The 22,212-nt window shown below is 63.3% G+C and carries 20 protein-coding genes and 2 tRNA genes; 1 reads left to right on the forward strand and 21 read right to left on the reverse strand.

Annotated features, from left to right (window positions below):
- Window positions 1-11: 11 nt before the first annotated feature.
- The 16 genes from ACYAF3_RS06985 to rlmE all read right to left on the reverse strand — a co-directional run bounded on the left by ACYAF3_RS06985 (window position 12) and on the right by rlmE (window position 15,778).
- Window positions 12-356: a BON domain-containing protein gene (locus ACYAF3_RS06985; RefSeq protein ID WP_003095177.1), complete on the reverse strand. Its 345-nt coding sequence runs from the start codon at window positions 354-356 to the stop codon at window positions 12-14.
- A gap of 272 nt (window positions 357-628) precedes the next feature.
- Window positions 629-2,734 (reverse strand): polyribonucleotide nucleotidyltransferase, encoded by a 2,106-nt coding sequence (gene pnp / locus ACYAF3_RS06990; RefSeq protein WP_003095181.1) that lies wholly within the window; start codon window positions 2,732-2,734, stop codon window positions 629-631.
- A gap of 173 nt (window positions 2,735-2,907) precedes the next feature.
- Window positions 2,908-3,177, reverse strand: a complete 270-nt coding sequence (gene rpsO / locus ACYAF3_RS06995) for a 30S ribosomal protein S15 (RefSeq protein WP_003095184.1) — start codon at window positions 3,175-3,177, stop codon at window positions 2,908-2,910.
- Between the two features lie 95 nt (window positions 3,178-3,272).
- On the reverse strand, window positions 3,273-4,187 hold the full coding sequence (gene truB / locus ACYAF3_RS07000; protein ID WP_003100522.1) for a tRNA pseudouridine(55) synthase TruB: 915 nt from the start codon (window positions 4,185-4,187) through the stop codon (window positions 3,273-3,275).
- 2 nt (window positions 4,188-4,189) lie between these two features.
- Complete coding sequence (gene rbfA, locus ACYAF3_RS07005) at window positions 4,190-4,579, reverse strand: 30S ribosome-binding factor RbfA (RefSeq protein ID WP_003095188.1); 390 nt, start codon at window positions 4,577-4,579, stop codon at window positions 4,190-4,192.
- Between the two features lie 102 nt (window positions 4,580-4,681).
- Window positions 4,682-7,204 carry a translation initiation factor IF-2 gene (infB, locus tag ACYAF3_RS07010; RefSeq protein ID WP_003095190.1) on the reverse strand — a complete coding sequence of 841 codons (2,523 nt, stop codon included), beginning with the start codon at window positions 7,202-7,204 and terminating at the stop codon, window positions 4,682-4,684.
- Between the two features lie 27 nt (window positions 7,205-7,231).
- Window positions 7,232-8,713, reverse strand: a complete 1,482-nt coding sequence (gene nusA / locus ACYAF3_RS07015; RefSeq protein WP_003095192.1) for a transcription termination factor NusA — start codon at window positions 8,711-8,713, stop codon at window positions 7,232-7,234.
- Between the two features lie 44 nt (window positions 8,714-8,757).
- Window positions 8,758-9,216, reverse strand: coding sequence for a ribosome maturation factor RimP (gene rimP / locus ACYAF3_RS07020; RefSeq protein ID WP_003095193.1), 459 nt, complete (start codon window positions 9,214-9,216; stop codon window positions 8,758-8,760).
- A 126-nt stretch (window positions 9,217-9,342) separates the two neighbouring features.
- Window positions 9,343-9,419: transfer RNA gene (locus ACYAF3_RS07025), tRNA-Met, on the reverse strand.
- 90 nt (window positions 9,420-9,509) lie between these two features.
- Window positions 9,510-9,595, reverse strand: a tRNA-Leu gene (locus ACYAF3_RS07030).
- A gap of 13 nt (window positions 9,596-9,608) precedes the next feature.
- On the reverse strand, window positions 9,609-9,998 hold the full coding sequence (secG, locus tag ACYAF3_RS07035) for a preprotein translocase subunit SecG (RefSeq protein ID WP_003095194.1): 390 nt from the start codon (window positions 9,996-9,998) through the stop codon (window positions 9,609-9,611).
- A 2-nt stretch (window positions 9,999-10,000) separates the two neighbouring features.
- Window positions 10,001-10,756 carry a triose-phosphate isomerase gene (tpiA, locus tag ACYAF3_RS07040; RefSeq protein WP_016264150.1) on the reverse strand — a complete coding sequence of 252 codons (756 nt, stop codon included), beginning with the start codon at window positions 10,754-10,756 and terminating at the stop codon, window positions 10,001-10,003.
- 65 nt (window positions 10,757-10,821) lie between these two features.
- On the reverse strand, window positions 10,822-12,159 hold the full coding sequence (gene glmM, locus ACYAF3_RS07045; RefSeq protein WP_003095196.1) for a phosphoglucosamine mutase: 1,338 nt from the start codon (window positions 12,157-12,159) through the stop codon (window positions 10,822-10,824).
- A gap of 16 nt (window positions 12,160-12,175) precedes the next feature.
- Complete coding sequence (gene folP / locus ACYAF3_RS07050; RefSeq protein ID WP_003121077.1) at window positions 12,176-13,027, reverse strand: dihydropteroate synthase; 852 nt, start codon at window positions 13,025-13,027, stop codon at window positions 12,176-12,178.
- 9 nt (window positions 13,028-13,036) lie between these two features.
- The gene (gene ftsH / locus ACYAF3_RS07055; RefSeq protein ID WP_003095200.1) at window positions 13,037-14,956 is read right to left on the reverse strand and encodes an ATP-dependent zinc metalloprotease FtsH; all 1,920 of its coding nucleotides are present in this window, start codon (window positions 14,954-14,956) and stop codon (window positions 13,037-13,039) included.
- A gap of 198 nt (window positions 14,957-15,154) precedes the next feature.
- Window positions 15,155-15,778, reverse strand: a complete 624-nt coding sequence (gene rlmE / locus ACYAF3_RS07060; protein WP_003095202.1) for a 23S rRNA (uridine(2552)-2'-O)-methyltransferase RlmE — start codon at window positions 15,776-15,778, stop codon at window positions 15,155-15,157.
- 94 nt (window positions 15,779-15,872) lie between these two features.
- On the opposite strand from rlmE, the gene yhbY reads away from it, so the two are divergent.
- Complete coding sequence (gene yhbY, locus ACYAF3_RS07065; protein ID WP_003095204.1) at window positions 15,873-16,187, forward strand: ribosome assembly RNA-binding protein YhbY; 315 nt, start codon at window positions 15,873-15,875, stop codon at window positions 16,185-16,187.
- 40 nt (window positions 16,188-16,227) lie between these two features.
- Here the strand turns inward: yhbY and ACYAF3_RS07070 are convergent, their stop codons facing one another.
- From ACYAF3_RS07070 to carA, 5 genes are read right to left on the reverse strand one after another with little or no spacing between them, the layout of a single operon-like run.
- Window positions 16,228-16,635 (reverse strand): hypothetical protein, encoded by a 408-nt coding sequence (locus ACYAF3_RS07070; protein WP_003113906.1) that lies wholly within the window; start codon window positions 16,633-16,635, stop codon window positions 16,228-16,230.
- 10 nt (window positions 16,636-16,645) lie between these two features.
- Complete coding sequence (gene greA / locus ACYAF3_RS07075; RefSeq protein WP_003095206.1) at window positions 16,646-17,122, reverse strand: transcription elongation factor GreA; 477 nt, start codon at window positions 17,120-17,122, stop codon at window positions 16,646-16,648.
- Window positions 17,119-20,340, reverse strand: coding sequence for a carbamoyl-phosphate synthase large subunit (carB, locus tag ACYAF3_RS07080; RefSeq protein WP_003095207.1), 3,222 nt, complete (start codon window positions 20,338-20,340; stop codon window positions 17,119-17,121). Before carB ends, greA begins: the two co-directional genes overlap by 4 nt.
- A 19-nt stretch (window positions 20,341-20,359) precedes the next feature.
- Window positions 20,360-21,010, reverse strand: coding sequence for a leucine efflux protein LeuE (gene leuE, locus ACYAF3_RS07085; protein ID WP_003121078.1), 651 nt, complete (start codon window positions 21,008-21,010; stop codon window positions 20,360-20,362).
- A gap of 11 nt (window positions 21,011-21,021) precedes the next feature.
- A complete protein-coding gene (gene carA, locus ACYAF3_RS07090; RefSeq protein WP_003095209.1) occupies window positions 21,022-22,158 on the reverse strand; it encodes a glutamine-hydrolyzing carbamoyl-phosphate synthase small subunit in 1,137 nt (378 codons plus the stop codon).
- Window positions 22,159-22,212 lie beyond the last annotated feature (54 nt).

Consider the following 22,212-nt stretch of genomic DNA (forward strand, 5'->3'; position numbering starts at 1 on the left):
GGCCCGGGCGCTTACTCGACCGATTTCAGGCCATCGGCGGAAACGGCTTTCACGCCCTTGATGCCCTTGGCGGTCTCGATCGCCAGGTCACGCTCGGCATCGCTCTTCACGTTGCCGGAAAGGGAAACCACACCTTTGTTGGTCTCGACCTTGATATCGACGCCACTGACATTCTTGTTGGCGATCAGGCTGGATTTCACCTTGCTGGTGATCCAGGTATCGGAAACCGCTTCTTCGGTTTTCTGCATAGTGTCGTTGGCCGCCAGGCTGATGGGTTGGGCAGCGAACGCATTGGCCATCGAGAAGCTCAGAGCAGTGGCAGTAGCAGCGGCAATAGCGAGTTTGCTGAATTTCATTGCGGTTTCTCCTATGGATTTCGAAAAACTGCAGCCATTCCTGGCGTCAGTTGCATAGTAGATATCGCAAGCGCTGTGCCAGTTTTCCTCTAAAATAAAATCTTTTAAAAACAATAAGTTAAAAAACAGGCTGGAAGCGAGACGGTTGCAGAATGCCGAATTGGCGATGACAGGGCTTGCAAAATGCAAGGATTCACCCCCTTCGCCGAGAAGCGTGTCGCGGAAACGAAAACAGGGCCCGAGGGCCCTGTTTTCATCGATCACGACTCGACTTACACGCCGGAAGCTTCGGCGGCAGCCACGTCCTTGATCGACAGCTTGATGCGGCCACGGTTGTCCACGTCGAGCACCAGGACCTTCACTTCCTGGCCTTCCTGCAGCACGTCGGTGACCTTGTCGATGCGCTTGTCGCTGATCTGCGAGATATGCACCAGGCCGTCCTTGCCCGGCAGGATGTTGACGAAGGCACCGAAGTCGACGATGCGCTCCACCTTGCCGACATAGATCTTGCCGATCTCGGCTTCCGCGGTGATCGCCAGGACGCGCAGCTTGGCGGCCTCGGCGGCTTCCTTGGTTTCGCCGTAGATCTTCACGCTGCCATCGTCCTCGATGTCGATCGAGGCCTTGGTCTCTTCGCAGATACCACGGATGGTCGCGCCGCCCTTGCCGATGACGTCGCGGATCTTGTCCGAGTCGATCTTCATCTGCAGCATGGTCGGGGCGTTCTCGGACAGCTCGGCGCGCGGCTTGGCGATGACCTGGTTCATCTGGCCGAGGATGTTCAGGCGAGCTTCCAGGGCCTGGCCCAGGGCGATCTCCATGATCTCTTCGGTGATACCGTTGATCTTGATGTCCATCTGCAGGGCGGTGACGCCCTTGTCGGTACCGGCAACCTTGAAGTCCATGTCGCCCAGGTGGTCTTCGTCACCGAGGATGTCGGTCAGGACGGCGAACTTCTCGCCTTCCTTGACCAGGCCCATGGCGATACCGGCGACCGGCGCCTTGACCGGCACACCGGCATCCATCAGCGCCAGGGAGGCGCCGCACACGGAGGCCATCGAGCTGGAACCGTTGGACTCGGTGATCTCGGAAACCACGCGAATGGTGTAGGGGAACTCGTCCTGGGTCGGCAGCATGGCGGCGACGCCACGACGGGCCAGACGGCCATGGCCGATTTCACGACGACCCGGGCTGCCCATGCGGCCGCACTCGCCTACCGAGAACGGCGGGAAGTTGTAGTGCAGCATGAAGGCGTCCTTGCGCTCGCCTTCCAGGGTATCCAGCAACTGGGCATCGCGCGCGGTGCCGAGGGTCGCGACGACCAGGGCCTGGGTTTCGCCACGGGTGAACAGCGCGGAACCGTGGGTCTTGCCGAGCACGCCGACTTCGATGCGCAGCGGACGCACGGTACGGGTGTCACGACCGTCGATACGCGGCTTGCCGTTGACGATGTTCTCGCGAACGGTGCGGTATTCCAGCAGGCCGAATACGTCCTTGACCTCGGAAGCCGGGAACTTGCCCTCTTCCTCGCCGGCGAACAGGGCCACGGCCTGATCGCGCAGCTCGCCCAGACGGTTGTAGCGGTCCTGCTTGATGGTGATGGTATAGGCCTGGGAGATCGCTTCGCCCAGCTCTGCCTTGATGGCGTTAACCAGCACGGTGTTTTCCGCCGGGGCTTTCCAGTCCCAGGCCGGCTTGCCAGCTTCGGCGGCCAGCTCCTTGACGGCACGGATCACCGCCTGGAACTCGTCGTGGGCGAACAGCACGGCACCGAGCATCTGGTCTTCGGTCAGTTCGTCGGCCTCGGACTCCACCATCAGCACGGCGTCTTCGGTACCGGCCACGACCATGTCGAGGCTGGAACTCTGCAGTTGCTCGTAGGTGGGGTTGAGGATGTAGCCGATTTCCGGGTGGAAACCGACGCGGGCGGCGCCGATCGGGCCGGCGAACGGAATGCCGGAGATCGCCAGGGCGGCGGAGGTACCGATCATCGCGGCGATGTCCGGATCGGACTTCTTGTTGGTGGAAACGACGGTGCAGACGACCTGCACTTCATTCATGAAACCTTCGGGGAACAGCGGACGGATCGGACGGTCGATCAGGCGCGAGGTCAGGGTTTCCTTCTCGGAAGGACGTCCTTCACGCTTGAAGAAACCGCCGGGGATACGGCCTGCGGCGTAGGTCTTTTCCTGGTAGTGCACGGACAGCGGGAAGAAGTCGCGGCCTTCGGCCGGCGACTTGGCGCCGACCACGGTGACCAGCACGCTGACGTCGTCCATGGTGACCAGTACGGCGCCGGTGGCCTGGCGAGCGATACGGCCGGTCTCGAGAGTGACGGTCGACTGACCGAACTGGAATTGCTTGGTTACCGGGTTCACGGTGTCTTTACCTTCTATGTTGCCTTGGGGGAAATCGGTGGAATGCCGGGAGTCGGACCCGAATCGATTCCTAGAAAGCGCGAAGCTGGAAGCCCGACGCCGATACCCGCCTCGTGTGCGGGTATCGACGCCAGACTTCCAGCTCCTTGCTTCAAGCTGCCGACCGGCGTCGCTTAGCGACGCAGACCCAGACGGCCGATCAGGGCAGTGTAGCGAGACACGTCTTTGCCCTTCAGGTAGTCCAGCAGCTTACGGCGCTGGTTAACCATACGGATCAGACCACGGCGGGAATGGTGATCCTTGCCGTTGGCCTTGAAGTGATCCTGCAGCTTGTTGATGTTGGCGGACAGCAGGGCTACCTGCACTTCCGGGGAACCGGTGTCGCCTTCAGCTTGCTTGTATTCGTTAACGATCTGCGCTTTTTCTTCAACGCTCAGTGCCATGATGGGCTTCCTCTGAGTGAACAGGCCGGGAATCGCTTCCCGTGTTTTAAAAGGAGGAATGACCGTGCCTGCTGACAGCCACCCTCGTATCGGTCTTATGACCGAATCAGTCGACGCGGGGCGATACGCCCGTCGTCGGTCACTTCACCGATACCGATGAAACGACCTGTGTGATCCTGCACCCGCAGCCAGCCGAACTTCGGCGCTTCCGGGGCCCGCACCGGCTGCCCGTGCAGCCAGTAGTACGCACTGTGCTCGGACAACTGCAACACCGGCCAATGCAACAGGCCGCTGTCTTCCGGCATCAGGAATTGGTCCAGCGCTTCCGGACCACCTTCGGCATGCACGCGTTCGAGCGTCTCGAGGGTGATCGCCTGGGCCAGGGCGAACGGCCCGGCCTGGGTCCGCCGCAGTGCCGCGACGTGCGCGCCGCAGCCCAGGACCTGGCCGAGATCTTCCACCAGCGTACGCACGTAGGTGCCTTTGCTGCAGGAAACGGCCAGGGTCGCACAGGGCGGCTCGAAGGAGAGCAAATCCAGGCGCGTAATAGTAACAGAACGCGCCTCGCGCTCCACTACCTCTCCTGCACGGGCGAGCTTGTACAGCGGCTGTCCGTCTTTCTTCAGCGCCGAGTACATCGGCGGCACCTGCTCTATGTCGCCACGGAAGCGCGGCAGGGCCTGTTCGAGATCGTCCCGACCGACGGTCACGTCCCGCTCGGCGAGCAGTTCGCCCTCGGCGTCGCCGGTGGTGGTGGTGATGCCCATGCGCATCACCGTCTCGTAACCCTTGTCGGCATCGAGAAGATACTGGGAGAACTTGGTCGCCTCGCCGAAGCACAGCGGCAGCACCCCGGTGGCCAGCGGGTCGAGGCTGCCGGTGTGGCCGGCCTTCTCGGCATTGAGCAGCCAGCGGACTTTCTGCAGTGCCTGGTTGGAACTCATGCCGCGCGGCTTGTCGAGCACCAGGATGCCGCTGATGGAGCGGCGGATACGCTTCACCTGGGCCACGCTCAGTCCTCGGTCTCGTCGCCGTGGCGGCGGCCGTCTTCGGCCACCGCACGCTCGATCAGCGCCGACAGCTCGGCGCCGCGGCGGATGCTTTCGTCGTAGTGGAAATGCAGTTGCGGCACGCTGCGCAGCTTCATCGACTTGCCCAGCAGCATGCGCAGGTAGCCGGCGGCGTCGTTGAGGATTTCCATGTTCAGGGCGATCTTGCCGGCATCGTCCTGGCCCATGACGGTGATGAACACCTTGGCGTGCGCCACGTCGCGGCTGACCTCGACACCGGTGATGGTGACCAGGCCCAGGCGCGGGTCCTTGATCTCGCGCTGGATCAGTTGAGCCAGTTCGCGTTGCATCTGATCGCCGATACGCTGGGTACGGCTGTAGTCTTTTGCCATTTTTCAACCTGCCTCCAGCGACACCCGGTCACTGGAAAAAAAAGCGACAAACGCCCGGGACAGCTGGAAGCCGGCCCGGGCGCTGTGGTTACGCACTCGCCATCAAAGGCTGCGTGCGACTTCGACCTTCTCGAACACTTCGATCTTGTCGCCGACCTTGACGTCGTTGTAGCTCTTCACGCCGATGCCGCACTCCATGCCGGCACGCACTTCGGCGACGTCGTCCTTGAAGCGACGGAGAGACTCCAGCTCGCCTTCGAAGATGACCACGTCGTCGCGCAGCACGCGGATCGGACGGTTGCGGTGCACCATGCCCTCGGTGACCATGCAGCCGGCGATCGCGCCGAACTTCGGCGAGCGGAACACGTCGCGCACCTCGGCGATGCCCAGGATGTTCTCCCGCAGATCGCTGCCGAGCATGCCGGTCAGGGCCTTCTTGACGTCCTCGATGATGTCGTAGATCACGTTGTAGTAACGCATATCCAGACCTTCGGCTTCGACGATCTTGCGCGCGCCGGCGTCGGCACGCACGTTGAAGCCGAACAGCACCGCGTTGGAAGCCAGCGCCAGGTTGGCGTCGGACTCGGTGATGCCACCGACGCCGCCACCGACCACGCGGACCTGCACTTCGTCGTTGCCCAGGCCGCTGAGCGAGCCTTGCAAAGCCTCGAGCGAACCGCGCACATCGGCCTTGAGGACGATGTTCAGGGTCTTCTTCTCTTCCTGGCCCATGTTCTCGAAGATGTTTTCCAGCTTGCCGGCATGGGCACGCGCCAGTTTCACCTCACGGAACTTGCCTTGACGGAACAGGGCGACTTCGCGGGCCTTCTTCTCGTCGGCGACCACGGTCATCTCGTCACCGGCATCCGGCGTACCGTCCAGGCCGAGGATCTCGACCGGGATCGACGGGCCGGCTTCCTTGATCGGCTTGCCGTTCTCGTCGAGCATGGCGCGGACACGACCGTAGTTGATGCCGACCAGCACCATGTCGCCCTGGCGCAGGGTACCGTCCTGGACCAGCACGGTGGCCACCGGGCCGCGTCCCTTGTCCAGGCGCGACTCGACCACCACGCCACGGCCCGGGGCCGACGGAGTGGCTTTCAGTTCGAGCACTTCTGCCTGCAGCAGGACCGCTTCGAGCAGTTCATCGACGCCAGTACCGAGCTTCGCCGAAACCGGGACGAAGGGAGCGTCGCCGCCCCACTCTTCCGGGATCACGTCGAGAGCGGCCAGGCCGTTCTTGATGTTGTCCGGGTTGGCCTCGGGCTTGTCGATCTTGTTCACCGCGACCACGATCGGCACGCCCGCCGCTTTCGCGTGCTGCACGGCTTCCTGGGTCTGCGGCATGACGCCGTCGTCGGCCGCGACCACCAGGATCACGATGTCGGTCGCCTGGGCGCCACGGGCACGCATCGCGGTGAACGCGGCGTGGCCGGGGGTATCCAGGAAGGTCACCATGCCACGCTCGGTTTCGACGTGGTAGGCACCGATATGCTGGGTGATGCCGCCGGCCTCGCCCGCGGCGACCTTGGCGCGACGGATGTAGTCGAGCAGCGAGGTCTTGCCGTGGTCGACGTGGCCCATGACGGTGACGACCGGCGCGCGGGTGACCGCCTCGCCTTCGAACTTCAGGGACTCGGCCAGTTGTTCTTCCAGCGCGTTCTCGCTGACCAGCTTGACCTTGTGGCCCAGCTCTTCGGCGACCAGTTGGGCGGTCTCCTGGTCCAGGACCTGGTTGATGGTCACCGGGGAGCCCATCTTGAACATGAACTTGACGACTTCGGCGCCCTTGACCGACATCTGGGCGGCCAACTCGGCTACGGTGATGGTCTCACCGATGTTCACTTCACGCACGATCGGTCCTGTCGGGTTCTGGAACCCGTGCTGGTTGCGCTTCTTCAGCTTCGACTTGCCACCACGACCGCCGCGACGGTAACCATCGCTTTCCTCGTCGGTGCTGCGTGGAGCCACGCGCGGAGCAGGAACCTTTTCCTTCTCCTTGACCGAGGGACGGTGCTGGGTGTGCTTGCGGTCGCGGCGGTCATCGTCCTCGTCACGCTTGGGCGCACGGCGCGGCTCTTCCTTCTTGCGCTCTTCCACGGCGGCAGGCTTGGCCACCGGTTCGGCAACCGCGACATCCGCCACCACGGCAGGCTCGGCACCGGCAGTAGCCGCTGCTTCCTGGGCAGCCTTGGCACGCGCAGCTTCCTCGGCCTTGCGCGCTTCCTCTTCGGCACGCTGGCGGGCAGCGGCCTCTTCGGCCTTCAGACGCTCCGCCTCTTCCGCCGCGCGCTGCTCCTCGAGTTCGCGCTGGCGCTCGGCCTCGATCTCGTCGGGGCTGCGCTTGACATAGGTTTTCTTCTTGCGAACTTCGACGCTCACCGTCTTGCTGCCACCCACTTTCAGCGTGGTAGTGGTCTTGCGTTGCAGGGTGATCTTGCGCGGCTCGCTGGCGCGATCGCCATGGCTGCCTTTCAGGTGGGTCAGCAGGGCTTGCTTCTCGCTATCCGTTACAACTTGTTCGGCACTGGTGTGCGGCAGACCTGCGTCACGCATCTGCAGCAGCAGGCGCTCCACCGGTGTGTCGACCACCTGGGCCAGTTCTTTCACCGTGACTTGCGTCATGCACTTCTCTCCTCAGGCCGCGACTGCTTACTCGAACCAATGGGCCCGGGCGGCCATGATCAACTTGCCGGCACGCTCTTCGTCCATGCCGTCGATGTCGAGCAGATCGTCGATCGATTGCTCGGCCAGATCTTCACGGGTGGTTACGCCACGCAGCGCCAGGTCCAGGGCCAGCTCCTTGCTCATGCCATCGAGGCTGAGCAGGTCTTCTGCCGGTTGTGCGTCGGCGAGCTTCTCTTCGGTCGCAATGGCCTTGGTCAGCAGGCGATCCTTGGCACGGGAGCGCAGCTCGTTGACGATGTCTTCGTCGAAGCCATCGATGCTGAGCATCTCTTCCATCGGTACGTAGGCGATTTCCTCAAGAGTCGTGAAGCCCTCTTCCACCAGTACCTGGGCCAGTTCCTCGTCGACATCCAGCTCGTCGACGAAGCGCTGCAGGATATCCCCGGTCTCGGCCTGTTGCTTGGCCTGGATATCCGCCTCGGTCATCACATTCAGGGTCCAGCCGGTCAACTGGCTGGCCAGACGGACGTTCTGGCCACTGCGGCCGATAGCCTGCGCCAGATTGTCCTCGGCGACGGCGATATCCATGGTATGGGTATCCTCGTCGACGATGATCGCCGCCACCTCGGCCGGAGCCATGGCGTTGATCACGAATTGCGCCGGGTTGTCGTCCCACAGGACGATGTCCACCCGCTCTCCACCGATCTCGCCGGATACCGCCTGGACGCGCGAACCGCGCATACCGATGCAGGCGCCCTGCGGGTCGATGCGCTTGTCCTTGGAACGAACGGCGATCTTGGCGCGCGAGCCCGGGTCACGGGCGGCGGCCATCACGTCGATCAACTGCTCGGCGATTTCCGGTACTTCGATGCGGAACAGCTCGATCAGCATTTCCGGCGCGGTACGCGACAGGACCAGTTGAGGACCGCGGTTCTCGGTACGGATCTCCTTCAGCAGGGCACGCACGCGGGTGCCAACGCGGAAGGTCTCGCGCGGAATGATCTGGTCGCGGGCCAGCAGCGCCTCGGCGTTGTTGCCGAGATCGACGATGACGTTGTCGCGGGTGACCTTCTTCACGGTACCGGAAATGATCTCGCCGACCTTCTCGCGGTAGGCATCGACCACCTGGGCGCGCTCGGCCTCGCGGACCTTCTGCACGATGACCTGCTTGGCAGTCTGCGCAGCGATGCGGCCGAACTCGATGGATTCGATCTTTTCTTCGATGACCTCGCCGACCTTCGCGCCCGGCTTCTGCTCCTGGACGTCCTCGACGGTGATCTCGGTGGCGGGGTCCTGGTAGTCCTCGTCGGCGACGACGTGCCAACGACGGAAAGTCTCGTAGCTGCCGTTATGACGATTGATCTCGACGCGCAGGTCGACCTCGTCCTCGAAACGTTTCTTGGTGGCGGTCGCCAGAGCCAGCTCCAGCGCCTCGAAAATCACGCCGGCCGGTACGCCCTTTTCGTTGGATACCGACTCAACAACCAGCAGTACTTCTTTGCTCATTGTACGCCTCGCCTTTCAATCCATTGGATCCGCGGATTCGCGTCTCAATCAAAACGGGGAATGATGTTGGCCTTGTCGATCGAATCGATCGGCAGCAGGTACTCGTGATCGTCCACCAGGACCACCACATCCTGCTCCTCCACACCACGGAGAATGCCTTGGTAGTTACGCCGCCCCTCATAGGGCGAACGCAGCCTGATCTTCACTTGCTCGCCGGCATGCTTGGCGAACTGTTCGAGGGTGAACAGCGGCCGATCCATGCCCGGAGAGGACACCTCCAGGGTGTACTCGCCGCTGATCGGGTCTTCGACGTCGAGAATACCGCTGACCTGCCGACTGACGGCTTCACAGTCATCGATGAGGATGCCTTCGGGGCGGTCGATATAGACGCGCAACACCGAATGACGACCCTGGGAAATGAACTCGACGCCCCAGCACTCATAGCCGAGCGCCTCGACCACAGGGGCCAGCAAGGCCTGCAACTGTTCTAGCTTGCTCGACACCTGATCGCCTCGCGTATGTCGTAGAAACAAAAAATGGGCGAAACGCCCATCCCTAAATTGCCACTCGGAACCGTGGCATGGACTGTCCAGCTAACAAAAAGCCCCTAAAAAGGGGCCCTGAAAAACTGGTTGCGGGGGCTGGATTTGAACCAACGACCTTCGGGTTATGAGCCCGACGAGCTACCAGACTGCTCCACCCCGCGTCAAAGCTGGTGCAAGATTATACGACCGACACCCTGATGGGTCAACCGAACCTTGCGGAGACAAACCCCGCAGGACGGGGCTTGCTTATATGGTACCGAGGAGGGGACTCGAACCCCTACAGCCTATGGCCACTACCACCTCAAGGTAGCGTGTCTACCAATTCCACCACCTCGGCAGAAACCTTTCTCTTACTTCTGTTCAGGAGCAGCCGGTACATCGCCTGCACTTTCCGCAGGCTTGGACTGCTCCTGAAGAACCGGCACATCGTCAGCGGCCGGCGCTTTCTCTTGCTTCTGCTCCAGAACTGCCGGATCCGGCAGCCCGATGTGTTGCAGAGCATCAGACTTTTCTTTAGCGAAGTACGCTAAGCCAAGGCTGGTCAAGAAAAAAACCGCTGCCAGTATACCAGTAATCCGACTCAAAAAGGTAGCGGAACCTTGGCTTCCGAAAACAGTTGCCGAAGCACCTGCACCGAAAGAAGCCCCTGCATCCGCACCCTTGCCATGCTGAACGAGGATCAGGCCAACAAGACCCAATGCCATCAGCAGATGCACGACAATTACGACCTTTTCCAGCATCTTCAGCTTCCCGCGGCACGACAGATCGCGCCGAACTCATCCGCATTGAGGGAGGCTCCACCTACCAGCCCCCCATCGATATCCGGCATGCCGAACAACTCGGCTGCACTTGCCGCCTTTACACTGCCGCCGTAAAGGAGTCGCACACCTTTTGCGACCTCGGCATTTTCCGCTGCCAGTTGCGCGCGGATCGCCGCGTGCACTTCCTGGGCTTGCGCGGGGGACGCGGTCAACCCGGTCCCGATCGCCCAGACCGGCTCGTAAGCCACGACTGCGCGAGCAAAAGCTCCAACACCCAACTCGTCGATCACGCTTCCCAGCTGCCTTGCGACAACCTCCAGCGTCTTGCCCGCCTCGCGCTCCGCCCGGGTCTCCCCGACACACAGCACCGGCACCAGGCCGCACGACTGAGCCGCGGCAAACTTGCGACTCACAACCTCGTCACTCTCGCCGAGAATCAGGCGACGCTCCGAGTGGCCCACGAGGACCATGCTACAACCGACATCCGCCAACTGACTGGGAGCAGTCTCACCGGTCAGCGCGCCTTGCATCGGCTCGACGGCGCTGTTCTGCGCACCTACATCGATCGCCTTGCCGGCCAGGCCCTGGATGACCTGGCTGATGAACAAGCAAGGTGGCATCACAGCTACATCGACTCCGCCCGGCAACGCCAGCTGACGCAAGCCTTTGATCAACTCGGCCACACTGGAATGCGTACCGTGCATTTTCCAGTTACCGGCCACCAAGGGTCGACGCATGCTGTACCTCGCGGGGCAAAGTGGGCGCAGATGTTACTCAACAGTTTCCAGACTGGCAAGCAAAATCAAGCACATACCTCAGAAACAATTTTTGCCAGCTGTTCGGCGTGGGCACGAACGCTAGCTTCCTCGTCACCCTCGACCATCACCCGGACCAACGGCTCTGTGCCGGATTTGCGCAGCAGGACACGACCGCGCCCGCCCATTTGCTCGGTGACGCGGACGCTGGCCTCCTTCACCGAGGGGTGCTCGAGCGGATCGTTTTCGCCCTTGAAGCGCACATTGATCAGCACCTGGGGGCACTTGCGAATCCCCTGGCGCGCCTCGGCCAGGGTCTGGCCGCGATGCTTGAGCGCCATCAGCACCTGTAGCGCCGCGATGATGGCATCGCCCGTCGTGGTGTTCTGGCAGCAGACGATATGTCCCGAATTCTCCCCTCCCAGCATCCAGTTCCGAGCCAGCAGTTCGGCCATCACATAGCGATCGCCGACCTTCGCCCGCACGAACGGGATATGCAGTTCCTGCAAAGCCAGCTCCAGGCCGAGGTTGCTCATCAGGGTGCCGACCACACCGCCCTGCAGGCGCCCGCTTTCCTGCAGGTCGCGCGCGATGAGGAAAAGCAGTTCGTCGCCATCCACGACCGCACCGGTATGGTCGACCATCATCACCCGGTCGCCGTCGCCGTCGAAGGCGATGCCGAGGTCGGCATGGTGCTCGACCACCGCAGCCTGCAGGCCATCCAGGTGAGTGGAACCGCACTTGTCGTTGATGTTCAGGCCATTCGGGCTGGCCGCCAGCACCGTCACTTCCGCGCCCAGTTCCCGGAAGACGCTGGGAGCGATCTTGTAGGTAGCGCCGTTGGCGCAGTCGAGCACGACCTTGAGACCGTTGAAGTCGGTGCTGGTCGGCACGCTGCTCTTACAGAATTCGATGTAGCGCCCCGCCGCGTCATTGATCCGCGAAACCTTGCCGAGACGGGCGGACTCCACCACGGTCATCGGCGCATCGAGCAGCTCCTCGATCATCAGCTCGACGTCGTCCGGCAGCTTGGTCCCCTGCCCGGAGAAGAACTTGATGCCGTTGTCGTCGTGGGGATTGTGCGAAGCGCTGATCACCACCCCGGCCTCGGCGTGGAAAGTCCGCGTCAGGTAGGCGATGCCGGGGGTAGGCATCGGTCCCAGCAACAGGGTATCGGCGCCGGAAGCGGAGAGCCCGGCCTCGAAGGCCGACTCGAACATGTAACCCGAGCTGCGCGTGTCCTTGCCGATCAGGACCCGGCAGTTGCCCTGCCGGCGGAAGGCCATGCCCACCGCCCAGCCCAGCTTGAGAACGAAGTCCGGAGTAATCGGAAACTCGCCAACACGACCACGGATACCGTCAGTCCCGAAGTATTTTCTGCTCATCTTTTGTCTTCCGTGCTCAATCCGCCATTTCAACGGCGGAGATCATTCGCATCACGTCGACGGTCGCCGCCACGTCATGCACTCGAATTATCCGTGCGCCCTTGGCCAGCGCCAGGGCCGCCAGAGCTAGGCTGCCGTAGAGGCGTTCGTCCACCTCCCGCCCCAGTACCTTGCCGATCATGCTCTTGCGCGAAACGCCGACCAACAACGGCAAGCCCAGGCCATGGAGTGCCTGCAGATGCCTGAACAGCACCAGGTTGTGCTCCAGTGTCTTGGCAAAACCGAAACCCGGATCCAGCAACAGCCGCTCGCGGTCGATTCCGGCCGCCACGCAGGCATTCACACGCTCCTGCAGGAACGCGCCGACTTCCGCCACCACATCCTGGTAGGCAGGCGCATCCTGCATGGTCTGCGGTTCTCCACGCATGTGCATGAGGCAGACCGCCAGGCCGCTATCCACCGCAGCATCCAGCGCACCGTCGCGCTGCAGCGAACGGACGTCGTTGATCAGACCCGCTCCGAGACGCGCAGTTTCGCGCATGACCGCGGGCGTGGAGGTATCCACCGAAATCACGACGTCCAGCTCGCGAGCGATGCGTTCGACTACCGGAGCGACCCGCTCCAGCTCCTCCGTCGGAGAAACGCTGCGCGCACCGGGACGGGTCGACTCGCCGCCGACGTCGATGAGCGTTGCGCCTTCCCGCACCATGCGCTCGGCATGCCGCAGGGCATCGTCCAGCCGGTCGTAACGGCCGCCATCGGAAAAGGAATCGGGGGTGACATTGAGGATGCCCATGACATGTGGGCGGGCCAAATCAAGAACCCGACTGCCGCAAGGCAGTCGGGTCGGGTATTGCGGATTGCTCATTCAGGGCTCTCAGTGCTCGCCGGCCGGCCCACCGATGGGAGGGGTGTTCTCGCGGCGGCCCGACTCTTCCAGGTTGGCCGGCGGGGTGCCGGTACCCGAACCACCCTGCCAGTCACGCGGCTCGCGCGGCACGCGACCGGCCATGATGTCGTCGATCTGGTCGGAGTCGATGGTTTCGTACTTCATCAGTGCGTCGGCCATCATCTCCAGCTTGTCGCGGTTCTCGTCGAGCAGTCGCTTGGCGGTACCGTAGCAGTCGTCGATGATGCGCCGGACTTCCTGGTCGATCATCTTAGCGGTCTCGCCCGACACATTGGCGTGCTGGCTGCCGGCGCTACGGCCGAGGAACACCTCGCCCTCCTCCTCCGCGTACATCAGCGGGCCGAGCTTCTCGGACAGCCCCCACTTGGTCACCATGTTCCGCGCCAACTGGGTAGCACGCATGATGTCGTTGGAAGCGCCAGTGGTGACGCCTTCGAAGCCGAGGGTCATCTCTTCCGCGATACGGCCGCCGAACAGCGAGCAGATCTGGCTTTCCAGCGCGCGCTTGGACAGGCTGTAGCGATCTTCCTCGGGGAGGAACATGGTCACGCCCAGGGCGCGTCCGCGCGGAATGATGGACACCTTGTAGACCGGGTCATGCTCCGGCACCAGGCGACCGACGATGGCGTGGCCGGCTTCGTGGTAGGCGGTGTTGCGCTTCTCCTTCTCGGACATGACCATGGTCTTGCGCTCGGCGCCCATCATGATCTTGTCCTTGGCCAGCTCGAACTCGCGCATGTCGACGATGCGCTTGTTGGAGCGCGCGGCGAACAGCGAAGCCTCGTTGACCAGGTTGGCCAGGTCGGCGCCGGAGAAACCGGGCGTACCGCGGGCGATGACGGCAGGATCGACATGGTCGCCCAGCGGCACCTTGCGCATGTGCACCTTGAGGATCTGTTCGCGCCCGCGGATATCCGGCAAGCCGACCACCACCTGGCGGTCGAAGCGGCCCGGGCGCAGCAGCGCCGGGTCCAGAACGTCCGGACGGTTGGTGGCAGCGATGACGATGATGCCATCGTTCATCTCGAAGCCATCCATCTCCACCAGCAACTGGTTGAGGGTCTGCTCGCGCTCGTCGTGACCACCGCCCAGGCCGGCGCCGCGGTGGCGGCCGACGGCGTCGATCTCGTCGATGAAGATGATGCACGGCGCATGCTTCTTGGCCTGGTCGAACATGTCGCGGACACGGGAAGCGCCCACGCCGACGAACATCTCGACGAAGTCGGAACCGGAAATGGTGAAGAACGGCACCTTGGCTTCGCCGGCGATGGCCTTGGCCAGCAGGGTCTTGCCGGTGCCGGGCGGGCCGACCATCAGCACGCCGCGCGGGATACGGCCGCCCAGGCGCTGGAACTTGCCCGGATCGCGAAGGAACTCGACCAGCTCGCTGACCTCCTCCTTGGCCTCGTCGCAGCCGGCGACGTCAGCGAAGGTGGTCTTGACCTGGTCCTCGGACAGCAGGCGCGCCTTGCTCTTGCCGAAGCTCATCGGGCCGCCGCGACCGCCGCCGCCACCCTGCATCTGGCGCATGAAGAACATGAAGACGGCGATGATCACCAGGATCGGGAAGCTGGCGACCAGCAACTGGGTCCAGATGCTCTGCTGTTCGGGCTGCTTGCCCTCGACCACGACGTTGTTGTTGACCAGGTCGCCGATCAGGCCGTTGTCCTGGATCGCCGGGCGGATGGTCTTGAAGGTATCGCCGTCGCTACGCTTGCCGGTGATGACATAGCCATCCACGGTCACTCGCTCGACCTTGCCATCCTTGACCTGCTGGATGAAGTCCGAGTAGTTCAGCGTCTGTGGCTCGCTCGGGCTCGAGAAATTGTTCATCACGGTCACCAGTACCGCCGCGATGATCAGCCACAGAATCAGATTCTTTGCCATGTCGTTCAATTGACTACCCTCTGAAGCCGGCTCCGTCCTGGAAACCGCTTCACACGACGGCCAGACTCCTTCCGGCCAAAAGTACTACACAAGCGCCCGCGCACGCAGGCGTTGTCTGTAACCCTTTATGAACCCTCGCCCGTCCCGGCACAACAGGTCATCGACCAATAGACAGGCTATAGGGTCAATCATTCCAGTCTATTCCCCGCGAAAGCCGCGTGCGAGCAGATACTGTTCCCGCGAACGATCACGCGACGACAGGGGCTTGCGCATCTGTACCTTGTCGAACATTTCCCGGGCCTGCTTGTGGTACTGGTCGAAACCTTCGCCCTGGAAGATCTTGATCAGGAAATCGCCGCCCGGCCGCAGCACACGGCCGGCCAGGTCCAGCGCCAGTTCGCAGAGATACATGGCGCGCGGCTGGTCGGCGGCCCGCACTCCACTCATATTGGGGGCCATATCGGAAATCACAAGGTCTACCGGATGGTCGCCGATCGCCTCGAGGATCCGCGCGAACACCGCGTCCTCGGTGAAGTCGCCCTGGATGAAGGTGACGTCGGGGATACTGTCCATCTCGAGGATGTCCGAAGCGATCAGCCGGCCGCGGTCGCCGATCACCCGGCTGGTGACCTGCGACCACCCGCCCGGCGCGGCGCCCAGGTCGACCACGGTCATGCCCGGACGCAGGATGCGGTCCTTCTCCTGGATCTCCAGCAGCTTGTAGCTGGCGCGCGAGCGATAGCCATCGCGCTGGGCCATCTTCACGTAGGGATCGTCGAAATGTTCTTTCAGCCAACGCTGGCTGGTTTTGGAGCGGGCCACGGAATACCTCTTCGGGCACCCCCGGTCGGCGGGGGCAGCATCACTTGGACTAAAACTGGGGTAAAATAGACGACTTTTTCCCAGGGGTCTGATTATGGCGCTCACTCAAGAGCAGAAGAAACAGTTCAAATCTATCGGTCACCACCTGAAACCGGTATTGATCGTAGCCGAGAACGGCTTGACCGAAGGCGTTCTCGCCGAACTCGAGCGCGCACTCAACGATCACGAACTGATCAAGGTGAAACTGGCGCTGGCCGAGCGCGACGATCGCCGCGCCCTGCTCGACGAACTCTGCGCGCAGTCGCGCAGCGACCTGGTGCAAAGCATCGGCAAGATGGCGCTGGTCTATCGGAAGAACCCGAAGCCGAACAAGAATCTCTCGAACATCAGCCGTTTCGCCGGCATCTGATGCCCCATCCAACCAAGGTCGGGAAACTTCCCGACCTGGTTCAGACGCCTTCCTCGTCCCGCCCCGGTACCGGCTGCAACACCAGCAGCAGGCCACACATCGCCACCGCCAGGTAGTTGAACAGCAGCCAGCGCACCGCCTCGGGCGCCAGCCCACGCACCAGGAAATACACCAGGCAGAGCAGCGCGACGGCGAGCAACAACTGACCGCGAAGGTCTCGCCAGAGGCTCCTCGGCCCGTGGCTCGACACCAACACCAGCGCCTGCAGCGCCGCACAGAATCCGGCGAAGCCGATCAGCAGCGGCGTCAACGCCGCGGCTACGGTTTCCACCAGCAGCGGCGCCAGTCCGGTCTTGGCCAACGCAGGCAGGACCACGAACTGCAGCAACCAGAGGCCGCCGACCCAGAACGTCTGGGCCAGCAGCCAACTGATCGCGCCTGCGCGCAACGGGGCGCGCTTAGATATGGCGAACCTCGACGATCTCGTACTCGACGTCGCCGCCCGGGGTTCTCACCAGCACGGCATCGCCTTCGGTCTTGCCGATCAGCGCACGGGCGATCGGCGAATTCACCGAGATCTTGCCACCCTTGATATCCGCCTCGTCGTCGCCGACGATCTGGTAGGTCACGGTCTCGTCGGTCTCGACATTGGCGATGTCGACGGTGGTGCCGAAGATCACCTTGCCGCTGTGCGGGATGGCGGTGACATCGATGACCTGGGCGTTGGACAGCTTGGCCTCGATGTCGCGGATACGCGCCTCGACCATGCCCTGCTGTTCGCGCGCCGCATGGTACTCGGCGTTTTCCTTGAGGTCGCCCAGTTCACGCGCTTCGGCGATGGCCTGGCTGATCTGCGGGCGCAGCACGCCCTTCAGGTGTTTCACTTCTTCTTCCAGGGCGCGGGCGCCCTGGACGGTCATGGGGAACTTGCTCATGCCTTGATTCCTGCGTGGAGATCCTGCAGACGCCGAACGGTCTTCTCGGGACCGAACTTGAGCGCCTCACAGATCGCCTGCCCACCCGCAATGGTGGTGGTGCAGCAGATCTTGTGCTGCAGGGCGTTTCGACGAATGGAGTAGGAGTCAGCGATGGACTGCCGGCCCTCGGTGGTGTTGATGATCAGGGTGACCTCGTCGTTCTTGATCATGTCCACCACGTGCGGGCGACCTTCGGTCACCTTGTTCACGCGACGCACCGGCAGGCCCGCGGCCTCGATGACACGCGCGGTACCGGCGGTGGCTACCACTTCGAAGCCCAGCGCGACCAGGTCGCCAGCCACCTGGGCGGCGAACGGCTTGTCGTCTTCGCGGACGCTGATGAAGGCGCAACCGGCGGTCGGGAGAATCTCGCTGGCCCCCAACTGAGCCTTGGCAAAGGCTTCGGCAAAGCTATCACCGACGCCCATCACTTCACCAGTGGACTTCATTTCCGGGCCGAGGATCGGATCGACGCCGGGGAACTTGGCGAACGGGAACACCGCTTCCTTGACGCTGAAGAACGGCGGGATGATTTCCTGGGTGAAGCCGACCTCGGCCAGGGTCTTGCCGGCCATGACGCGGGCGGCGACCTTGGCCAGCGACTCGCCGACGCACTTGGAGACGAACGGCACGGTACGCGAGGCGCGCGGATTGACCTCGATGACGAAGATATCCTCGCCCTGCACCGCCATCTGCACGTTCATCAGGCCGACCACGCCAAGCTCCAGGGCCATTTTCTTGACCTGCTCGCGGATCTCGTCCTGGATGTGCTGCGGCAGCGAGTACGGCGGCAGCGAACAGGCGGAGTCGCCGGAGTGAACGCCAGCCTGCTCGATATGCTGCATGATCGCGCCGATCACCACGATCTCGCCGTCGCATACCGCGTCGATGTCGACTTCGATGGCGCAGTTGAGGAAGTGGTCGAGCAGCACCGGGCTGTCGTTGGAAACCTGCACCGCCTCACGCATGTAGCGCTTGAGTTCTTCTTCCTGGTAGACGATTTCCATCGCCCGCCCGCCCAGCACGTAGGACGGGCGTACCACCAGCGGATAACCGATGGCCTTGGACGCGGCCAGGGCCTCGTCTTCGCTGCGCGCGGTGGCGTTGGCCGGCTGGCGCAGGTTCAGGCGCTGGACCATCTGCTGGAAGCGCTCGCGGTCTTCGGCACGGTCGATGGCGTCCGGACTGGTGCCGATGATCGGCACGCCGGCCTCTTCGAGGGCGCGGCAGAGCTTCAGCGGGGTCTGGCCGCCGTACTGGACGATCACGCCCTTGGGCTGCTCGACGCGGACGATCTCAAGGACGTCCTCGAGGGTCACCGGCTCGAAGTACAGGCGGTCGGAGGTGTCATAGTCGGTGGAGACGGTTTCCGGGTTGCAGTTGACCATGATGGTCTCGTAGCCGTCTTCGCGCATCGCCAGCGCCGCGTGCACGCAGCAGTAGTCGAACTCGATGCCCTGGCCGATGCGGTTCGGACCGCCGCCGAGGATCATGATCTTCTCGCGGCTCGACGGGTTGGCCTCGCACTCTTCCTCGTAGGTCGAATACATGTAGGCGGTGTCGGTGGCGAACTCGGCGGCGCAGGTATCGACACGCTTGTAGACCGGCAGCACCTTCAGCTTGTGGCGATGGCTGCGCAGGTTCTTCTCGGTGACGCCTAGCAGCTTGGCCAGGCGCGCGTCGGAGAAGCCCTTGCGCTTGAGCTTGTACATCAGCTCGCGATCGATGGAGGACAGGCCGAGGGTCTTGACCTTCTCCTCGTCCTTGACCAGGTCCTCGATCTGCACCAGGAACCATTCGTCGATGCGGGTCAGCTCGAACACTTCCTCGACGCTCTTGCCGGCGCGGAAGGCGTCGGCGACGTACCAGACACGCTCGGCGCTGGGCACGGTCAGCTCGCGCTTGAGGATGCTGTCGGCCTCCGGGTCGTTCAGGTCGAGCTTCGGATCGAAGCCGGTGGCGCCGACTTCCAGGCCGCGCAAGGCTTTCTGCACCGACTCCTGGAAGGTCCGGCCGATGGCCATGACTTCGCCGACCGACTTCATCTGGGTGGTCAGGCGGGCATCAGCTTTCGGGAACTTCTCGAAGGCGAAGCGCGGGATCTTGGTCACCACGTAGTCGATGGCCGGCTCGAACGACGCCGGGGTGCGGCCGCCGGTGATGTCGTTCTGCAGTTCGTCGAGGGTGTAGCCGACCGCCAGCTTGGCGGCGATCTTGGCGATCGGGAAACCGGTGGCCTTGGAGGCCAGGGCCGAGGAGCGGGAAACCCGCGGGTTCATCTCGATCACCACCATGCGCCCGGTGTTCGGGCAGATGCCGAACTGCACGTTGGAACCGCCGGTTTCCACGCCGATCTCGCGCAATACCGCCAGCGAGGCGTTGCGCATGATCTGGTATTCCTTGTCGGTCAGGGTCTGCGCCGGCGCCACGGTGATCGAGTCACCGGTGTGCACGCCCATCGGGTCGAAGTTCTCGATGGAGCAGACGATGATGCAGTTGTCCTTCTTGTCGCGGACCACCTCCATCTCGTATTCCTTCCAGCCGATCAGCGACTCGTCGATCAACAGCTCGTTGGTCGGCGACAGGTCGAGGCCACGGGCGCAGATCTCTTCGAACTCTTCACGGTTGTAGGCGATACCGCCGCCGGTGCCGCCCATGGTGAAGGACGGACGGATGATGCAGGGGAAGCCGACCTGCTCGAGCACGCCGTAGGCCTCCTCCATGCTGTGGGCGATGCCCGAGCGCGGACAGGCCAGGCCGATATCCTTCATCGCCTTGTCGAAGCGCGAGCGGTCCTCGGCCTTGTCGATGGTATCGGCATTGGCGCCGATCATCTCCACGCCGAACTTCTCCAGCACGCCGTGGCGCTCCAGGTCCAGGGCGCAGTTCAGCGCGGTCTGGCCGCCCATGGTCGGCAGCAGCGCGTCGGGGCGTTCCTTCTCGATGATCTTGGCCACGGTGGCCCACTTGATCGGCTCGATGTAGGTCGCGTCGGCCATCGCCGGATCGGTCATGATGGTCGCGGGGTTGGAGTTCACCAGGATGACGCGGTAGCCCTCCTCGCGCAGGGCCTTGCAGGCCTGGGCGCCGGAGTAGTCGAATTCGCAGGCCTGGCCAATCACGATGGGGCCGGCACCGAGGATCAGGATGCTCTTTATGTCTGTACGTTTTGGCATGGGACTCTCGTTGCAATAATCAGGACAGGGTTGCGGTGGCCAGCTTCACACCAAAGCCGACGAACAGGGCGCCGACGCCCGAAGTGGCGCCGGCAGCCAACCGTTGCCGCCGGCGGAACCAGGCCGCCAGCCGCACACCGGTGAAAATCAGGAAGCTCAGGTAAAGGGCGCTGACCAGTTCCAGGATCACCGCCAGCACCAGGAACGACAGCCCCGGATAGGCATAGCCGGGATCGACGAACTGGATGAAGAAGGAGATGAAGAACAGGATCGCCTTGGGATTCGACAGGCTGAGCAGCAGCGCCTTGCGGAACGGCTGGTGGACATCCACCTTTTCGGCCTGCGCCGCCGTCGCCTCGGGATTGCGCAGCTTGCGCCAGGCGCCCCGCAGCATGCCGACGCCGAGATAGAACAGGTAGGCCGCACCGAGGTACTTCAGGCCGATGAACAGCATCGGCTCGGCCTTCAGCAGGGAGGCCACACCGAGGGCCGACAGCAGCATCAGCACCGCGTCTCCGAGGAACACGCCGCAGGCGGCCCGGTAGCCGGTCGCCACGCCACGCTGGGCCGAAGTCGCGAGGACGAACAACGAGTTCGGTCCGGGCAACAGGATCACGAAAACCACACCCAGCACGTAGGTCCAGAAATCGGTTATCCCCAGGGTCGGCATGGCTCTGCTCCTCAGCGACGCTCGGCCATCGCCGAGATGAAGCGGTCGAACAGCGGGGCGACGTCATGCGGACCGGGGCTCGCCTCGGGGTGGCCCTGGAAGCTGAAAGCGACCTTGTCGGTGCGCTCGATACCCTGCAGGGTACCGTCGAACAGCGACTTGTGAGTGGCTCGCAGGTTGTCCGGCAGGGTGCTCTCGTCGACCGCGAAACCGTGGTTCTGGCTGGTGATCATCACCACGCCGCTGTCCAGGTCCTGCACCGGGTGGTTGGCGCCGTGGTGGCCGTGGCCCATCTTCAGGGTCTTGGCGCCAGAGGCCAGGGCCAGCAACTGATGGCCGAGGCAGATGCCGAACACCGGGATCTCGGTATCGAGGAATTCGCGGATCGCCTGGATCGCGTAGTCGCACGGTTCGGGGTCGCCGGGGCCGTTGGAAAGGAAGATGCCGTCAGGGTTCAGCGCCAGCACTTCGCTGGCCGGTGTCTGCGCCGGCACCACGGTCAGGCGGCAGCCGCGCGCCACCAGCATGCGCAGGATGTTCAGCTTGACGCCGTAGTCGTAGGCCACCACGTGATACGGCAGTTCACCGGCCGGGATCTCCGGGTGACTGTCGCTTTCCAGGTTCCAGACGCTGGAGCGCCACTCGTAGCGCTCGGCGGTGGTGACCTCCTTGGCCAGGTCCATGCCCTTCAGGCCGGGGAAGGCGCGAGCCAGCTCCAGCGCGCGTTCCTCGGTAGCGTCGGCACCAGCCAGGATGCAGCCGTTCTGCGAACCCTTCTCGCGGAGGATGCGGGTCAGGCGACGGGTATCGATGCCGGCGATGGCGACGGTGCCGTTGGCTTTCAGGTAGTCAGGCAGCGACTGCTTGCTGCGCCAGTTGCTGGCGATCAGCGGCAGGTCGCGGATGATCAGGCCGGCGGCCCAGACACGGTTGGCCTCGGCGTCTTCCGGGGTGGTACCGGTATTGCCGATGTGCGGGTAGGTCAGGGTGACGATCTGCTGGGCGTAGGAAGGATCGGTGAGGATTTCCTGGTAGCCGGTCATGGCGGTGTTGAACACCACCTCGCCAACGGTCTGACCGTCGGCACCGATGGCTTCACCGCGAAAAATGCTGCCGTCGGCAAGTGCAAGTATGGCTGGCTTAGTCAAGAAGACCTCCCGTAAATCAAGCCTGACTGGTCGCGCAGGTGTAAAAAAGCGGGA

The sequence above is a fragment of the Pseudomonas sp. TZ252 genome (assembly GCF_056110345.1).

What these genes read in the sequence shown, in the direction of transcription:
- carB (WP_003095207.1), bottom strand. Translation starts at nt 20,340, where the DNA reads ATGCCAAAACGTACAGACATAAAGAGCATCCTGATCCTCGGTGCCGGC.
- nusA (WP_003095192.1), bottom strand. Translation starts at nt 8,713, where the DNA reads ATGAGCAAAGAAGTACTGCTGGTTGTTGAGTCGGTATCCAACGAAAAG.
- greA (WP_003095206.1), bottom strand. Translation starts at nt 17,122, where the DNA reads ATGAGCAAGTTCCCCATGACCGTCCAGGGCGCCCGCGCCCTGGAAGAA.
- ftsH (WP_003095200.1), bottom strand. Translation starts at nt 14,956, where the DNA reads ATGGCAAAGAATCTGATTCTGTGGCTGATCATCGCGGCGGTACTGGTG.
- folP (WP_003121077.1), bottom strand. Translation starts at nt 13,027, where the DNA reads ATGAGCAATCCGCAATACCCGACCCGACTGCCTTGCGGCAGTCGGGTT.
- glmM (WP_003095196.1), bottom strand. Translation starts at nt 12,159, where the DNA reads ATGAGCAGAAAATACTTCGGGACTGACGGTATCCGTGGTCGTGTTGGC.
- ACYAF3_RS06985 (WP_003095177.1), bottom strand. Translation starts at nt 356, where the DNA reads ATGAAATTCAGCAAACTCGCTATTGCCGCTGCTACTGCCACTGCTCTG.
- infB (WP_003095190.1), bottom strand. Translation starts at nt 7,204, where the DNA reads ATGACGCAAGTCACGGTGAAAGAACTGGCCCAGGTGGTCGACACACCG.
- secG (WP_003095194.1), bottom strand. Translation starts at nt 9,998, where the DNA reads ATGCTGGAAAAGGTCGTAATTGTCGTGCATCTGCTGATGGCATTGGGT.
- rpsO (WP_003095184.1), bottom strand. Translation starts at nt 3,177, where the DNA reads ATGGCACTGAGCGTTGAAGAAAAAGCGCAGATCGTTAACGAATACAAG.
- leuE (WP_003121078.1), bottom strand. Translation starts at nt 21,010, where the DNA reads ATGCCGACCCTGGGGATAACCGATTTCTGGACCTACGTGCTGGGTGTG.
- yhbY (WP_003095204.1), top strand. Translation starts at nt 15,873, where the DNA reads ATGGCGCTCACTCAAGAGCAGAAGAAACAGTTCAAATCTATCGGTCAC.
- tpiA (WP_016264150.1), bottom strand. Translation starts at nt 10,756, where the DNA reads ATGCGTCGACCCTTGGTGGCCGGTAACTGGAAAATGCACGGTACGCAT.
- rbfA (WP_003095188.1), bottom strand. Translation starts at nt 4,579, where the DNA reads ATGGCAAAAGACTACAGCCGTACCCAGCGTATCGGCGATCAGATGCAA.